Origin of the sequence: Ferrimicrobium sp. (assembly GCF_027364955.1) — a bacterium.
Taxonomy (GTDB): domain Bacteria; phylum Actinomycetota; class Acidimicrobiia; order Acidimicrobiales; family Acidimicrobiaceae; genus Ferrimicrobium.
The window spans coordinates 104344-105771 of record NZ_DAHXOI010000010.1 but is presented as its reverse complement, the minus strand read 5'-3'; the positions used below and the strand labels follow the sequence as shown (position 1 = coordinate 105771).

Below are 1428 nucleotides of genomic sequence, written 5' to 3'. Positions count from 1 at the left end.
CATGGACTTGCTCACCAAATGGGACACTGAACTCCGCTTACCTATGCAGCCTGTAGCGTAGCGGCTTGTTCGAACTGAATCGGCGATAAATAGTCGATGCTCGAGTGCCTACGCTTCCGGTTGTACCACTGGATCCAATCAAAGATTGCGGTTCTTGCCTCCTCTCGTGTGCTAAAGTCGGTTCGGTAGACGAGCTCTTTTTTGAGTGACGCCCACAAAGATTCCGCCATAGCGTTGTCAAAACTTTAACCGGCTAATGGATACATTAGGGAGTTCTCCGCTACGCTTCCGAACCCGGTTAATGCCTCTTAACCTGCTAATCAAGGCGCTCCGTCTCAGTTTTGAAGTGCCTCACGATTAGCCGGTTAAGAGGCAATCCCCGACCGTTCCCATCGATTGGGGCATGCCAGCAAGCCTCAACATCTCTCTGAAGTCGTCACTGGTGTATTGGGACCCGTGGTCCGAGTGGAAAATAGTCGTCGGTAACATCGCCCTGCCCCGAACGGCTTTTGCCTGGTTAAGGGCATCAATGAACACTGGGGTATCCATCGTATCGCTCATCTTGTAACCAAGAATCCTCCTCGAACACGCATCCATAACGGTGACCAGATAGAGCCAGCCCTCCTTGGTTCCGATGTAGGTCAGGTCGCTCACCCAGAGCTTGTCAATCGCGTCAACAGAGAAGTTTCTCTTCACGAGATCATCGCTCTTTCTGGCATGACGATCAGGCCTTGTCGTGATGGTCTTGGCTCGTCCACAGGCTCCCTGGATGCCCAGTTCATCCATGAGACGGCCGACGGTAGCCACCGAGACCTCGATTCCACGACTCCAGAGCTCGCGTGTGAGCCTCGGAGCCCCATAGATGCTCCGATTGGCTTCAAAGGCCTCTAGAACGTGCTTCTTGAGCGTTTCACGGGCCTTACACGCCGTCTCGTAGACTCCTCGCCCCTCGGCGTTCCAGCGGTAGTAGCCAGAGCGTGAGACCTTACACACGTGACAGAGCACTGAGATTGGAAATTCGGCCTTCTGGGCATCGATGAACTGATAGATCAGTTCCCGCCGGTCTCCTTGACCCAGAAGGCCGAAAATCGTTTTAAGATTTCCTTCTCCATTCTGAGCTGCTCATTCTCCTTGCGAAGCCTACGGTTCTCTGCGGCAAGATCCGGGGTTACCCCCGCATCCCGCGCCTCCTTGCGGGCTTTGTCCACCCAGTTCGACAGCGTGGCCTTTGAGATGCCAAGGTCCTCGGCCACCTGCCTCACGGTCAGGTTTCCGCTCTCGACGAGTCTCACCGCGTCTTTTTTGAATTCGTCGTCAAATTGTCGACGAGTCTTCTCATTCCTAGTTTTCTGATCTTCCGTTTCTCCCATACCTATATTCTCCTTGTTTTAAGGGAGAACCGTGTCCCGTATCGTGAGTAGTTTCAAG

Annotated in this window: 2 protein-coding genes and 1 pseudogene; all 3 read right to left on the bottom strand. The window is 53.6% G+C overall.

From position 1 onward, the window contains the following. Window positions 1-41 precede the first annotated feature (41 nt). A pseudogene (locus M7Q83_RS08530) lies at window positions 42-242 on the bottom strand (IS3 family transposase); the annotation flags it as partial. Window positions 243-357: 115 nt separating this feature from the next. Further along, window positions 358-1005 (bottom strand): IS3 family transposase, encoded by a 648-nt coding sequence (locus M7Q83_RS08525; protein ID WP_298337409.1) that lies wholly within the window; start codon window positions 1003-1005, stop codon window positions 358-360. A 44-nt stretch (window positions 1006-1049) separates the two neighbouring features. Next, window positions 1050-1370: a transposase gene (locus M7Q83_RS08520; protein WP_298337401.1), complete on the bottom strand. Its 321-nt coding sequence runs from the start codon at window positions 1368-1370 to the stop codon at window positions 1050-1052. Window positions 1371-1428: the final 58 nt, after the last annotated feature.

Excerpts from the sequence above, each read along its gene's own strand:
- M7Q83_RS08520 (WP_298337401.1), bottom strand. The coding sequence starts at position 1,370 with ATGGGAGAAACGGAAGATCAGAAAACTAGGAATGAGAAGACTCGTCGA.